This window comes from Streptomyces sp. WAC05292 (assembly GCF_003949955.1).
Lineage (GTDB): Bacteria > Actinomycetota > Actinomycetes > Streptomycetales > Streptomycetaceae > Streptomyces > Streptomyces globosus.
This window is the reverse complement of the sequence record NZ_RPSE01000571.1, coordinates 1-2,930: the sequence shown is the minus strand read 5'-3', so window position 1 is coordinate 2,930 and position 2,930 is coordinate 1. Positions and strand designations below refer to the sequence as shown.

Annotated in this window: 3 protein-coding genes and 1 pseudogene; all 4 read right to left on the bottom strand. The window is 76.2% G+C overall.

Features of this window, described 5'->3' with window-relative positions; genetic code table 11:
* Nucleotides 1-1,218, bottom strand: a 1,218-nt coding sequence (locus EF903_RS36180) for an SPFH domain-containing protein (RefSeq protein WP_399422087.1), incomplete at its 3' end; no start/stop codon positions are given.
* Between the two features lie 62 nt (nt 1,219-1,280).
* Nucleotides 1,281-2,198, bottom strand: a complete 918-nt coding sequence (locus EF903_RS31115; protein ID WP_125548322.1) for an aminoglycoside phosphotransferase family protein — start codon at nt 2,196-2,198, stop codon at nt 1,281-1,283.
* A gap of 16 nt (nt 2,199-2,214) precedes the next feature.
* Nucleotides 2,215-2,679, bottom strand: a complete 465-nt coding sequence (locus tag EF903_RS31110; RefSeq protein ID WP_260616169.1) for a ferritin-like domain-containing protein — start codon at nt 2,677-2,679, stop codon at nt 2,215-2,217.
* Nucleotides 2,676-2,930 (bottom strand): annotated as a pseudogene (locus EF903_RS31105) (hypothetical protein); the annotation flags it as partial. The pseudogene EF903_RS31105 and the gene EF903_RS31110, both read right to left, overlap by 4 nt.

The following is a 2,930-nucleotide window of genomic DNA, read 5'->3' as shown; positions in this document are numbered from 1 at the left end:
GTCGGTGGGGGTGTCAACGGCTTCGAATGGGGCCGGGTGGCGGCTCCCGTCGGCGGGTTCGTCCTCTCCGGCGGTCCGGGGTGTCGTCGGATCCCGGTGTGGCGGCGCTTCGACCTCCTGCTGCGCGTGCCTGCGCGATCGGGGCGGGGGTTCCTCCGGCGGCGCTGCCGCTTCGGTGTGCCGTCCGGTGTGCGGCGGGGCCGCTTCCGCCGGCTGTTCTGCGTGTGCCGGCGTACCGGTCCGGTGCTCCGGCGGCGGGGCCGCCGCTTCCACCGCTCGCGGTGTGTGCGCGGGCGCCTCGACCGCTCCCGGCGGCGGGGGCGGTTCCACCGCTCGTTCCGGCCGCGTCGGCGTGTCCGGCGCCGGGGGCAGGGGCGGGGTCGTCGGTTCGGTGTCGGGGCCCGCTCGCTCCGGCGGGTTCGCGGGCGCCGCCGCCGGTGCGGGTTTGGGCGGCGGGTCCGGGGTCGCGCGTTCCAGGAAGCGGAGGAGTTCGACCGGGAACGGGAGGACCAGGGTGGAGTTCTTCTCCGCCGCCACGGCCACCACCGTTTGGAGGAGGCGGAGTTGGAGGGCCGCCGGCTGGTCCGACATGACGGCGGCGGCTTCGGCGAGTTTGCGGGAGGCCTGGAGTTCCGCGTCCGCGTTGATGACGCGTGCGCGGCGTTCGCGGTCGGCTTCGGCCTGTCGGGCCATGGAGCGTTTCATCGTCTCCGGGAGGGAGACGTCCTTGATCTCGACGCGGTCGATCTGGACGCCCCAGCCCACCGCCGGGCTGTCGATCATCAGCTCCAGGCCCTCGTTGAGTTTCTCCCGGTTGGAGAGGAGGTCGTCGAGGTCGGACTTGCCGATGATGGAGCGGAGCGAGGTCTGGGCCATCTGGGAGACCGCGAAGCGGTAGTCCTCGACCTCGATGATCGCGCTCGCCGGGTCGACGACCTTGAAGTAGACGACGGCGTCGACGCGGACCGTGACGTTGTCCCTGGTGATGCCCTCCTGGGCGGGTACGGGCATCGTCACGATCTGCATGTTGACCTTGTGGAGCCGGTCCACCACCGGGATGATCATGGTGAATCCGGGCTGGCGCACGCCCTCCCTCAGGCGGCCGAAGCGGAGGACGACGCCGCGTTCGTACTGCCTGACGATGCGCGCGGCGGAGGCGGTGGCGACCGCGAGGCATGTGCCCGCCGCGATCGCCGCGGTCAGCAGTTCCTGGAGCATGGCGGCCTCCCTGGCGGGCTGCCCGTGACACATCGGTACACACCCTTATGTACCGGTATGCCCTAAAGCCAGGCGGCGAACTCCAGCAGCAGCTCCGCATCGCGCCGCCGTCCCGCGGCCAGGGCCCGGGTGCCAGACTCGACCGCCCGGAAGAGCGTCCAGCCGCGCAGCCGGTCCCGGTCCACCTCCAGGCTGTCGGCCAGCCTGTTCACCCTGCGCCGGGCGCCCGCGGCTCCCGCGGACGAGGCGACCTGGTCCTCCAGCCGGTCCCGGACCAGCCGGGCCAGGTCGTAGGCGCGCTCACCCACGACCGGCTCCGGGCCCACGGCCAGCCACGGCGCGCGGTCGCCGGCCAGCACCTTGCCCTGCCGGAAGTTGCCGTGCAGCAGCAGCTGCTCCTCGGCCGGTACCGCCGTCAGCTCCTCCCGGGCCGCGAGCGCCGCCTCCGCCAAGGGCGCGGATCCCGGCCCCGCCTCCGCCGCCGCGCACAGCGCCGCCGCCTGCCGGGAGGTCCGTTCCGCGACCGTCTCGAAGGGGTGCCCGTCCGGCGGCTTCACCCACAGCCGCCGCAGCGTCCCGCACGCCTCCAGCAGCGCCTTCGCCTCGGGAAGGGAGCGCAGGGAGACCTCCGGTTGCAGCCGCTCCAGCAGCAGCGCCCCGTCCTCGGCGTGGTGGCGGGTGTCGAGGACCCGTACGGCTCCGAAGCCGCCCCAGTGGGCGAGCGCGGCCAGCTCGCGGTCGGGCCGGGCCTGCGGGGGAGCGAGCTTCAGCACGGCCGGCGTGCCGTCCTCGTACTGCACCAGCACCACCAGGCTGCTGCGCCCGCCGGGGGCCTGGACCCGCTGGGCGCGTACCGCGCGCCGGTCCAGTGCCGCCTCGGCCAGGCGGGGCAGCCGCTCCAGCCAGTCGGCCGTGCTTCCGTCCCCGTCCGGCGTCTCGCCGAGCGCCCGTACGAGCCGCTGCGGCGGTTCGAAAGCCATGCGTGCGTGTTCCCCTTCAGCTGTTCCCGGCGGGCCGTGCGTGTTCCGCGAGCCCAGGGAAGGCTACGCCGCCGCCGCGCCAGCGTGCCGCGCGGACCGCCGCGGCGCTCAGCGCGTCGGCCGCCTCGCGGCGCAGCGGGCCGTCCGCCGCCCGCACCAGGTCGGCGTACGCGCCGGCCACCCGGTCCTCGATCTCCGCGGCCAGCCGTTCGGCGTCGCCGGCGCCGCGCACCTCGTACGGGAGCGCGTACGCCGGATCGGAGGGCCGGGGGGAGCCGCCCAGGTCGCGCACGGCGCGCGCCAGCGCGTCTCGGCGCGCGAGGTGGGTGCCGTGCGCCTCGCGGGCCTCGGCCGCCCGCTCGCCGGCGCGGGCGCCGACGACCCCGTACCCGTACACGGCGGCGTGCTCGGCGGCGAGGGCCGCCTGGGCGGCATCGAGGGCGCGGCCGGCGGGAGAGGGGGAGGAGGGCGAGGGCTTCACGAGGCGGCTCCCGGGGCGGGGGTCAGCAGGTGGACGTGGACGGCGCCGCAGGCGGCGACCGAGGCCAGCATGCGGGCCAGCTCGCCGGGGGCTCCGGCCAGGGCGGCGGTGCGGGCCTCGGCGAGGGCCTGCTCGGCGTCCGCGAGGGCGGCCAGCGCCTTGTCCGGCTCCGGCGGGACCTGCACCCCGCCGGCCGGCGGCGTTCCGCCCGGGGACGGCGCACCCGTCGGCGCGGCGGAGCCGGACGCGGC

Excerpts from the sequence above, each read along its gene's own strand:
- EF903_RS31115 (WP_125548322.1), bottom strand. The coding sequence starts at position 2,198 with ATGGCTTTCGAACCGCCGCAGCGGCTCGTACGGGCGCTCGGCGAGACG.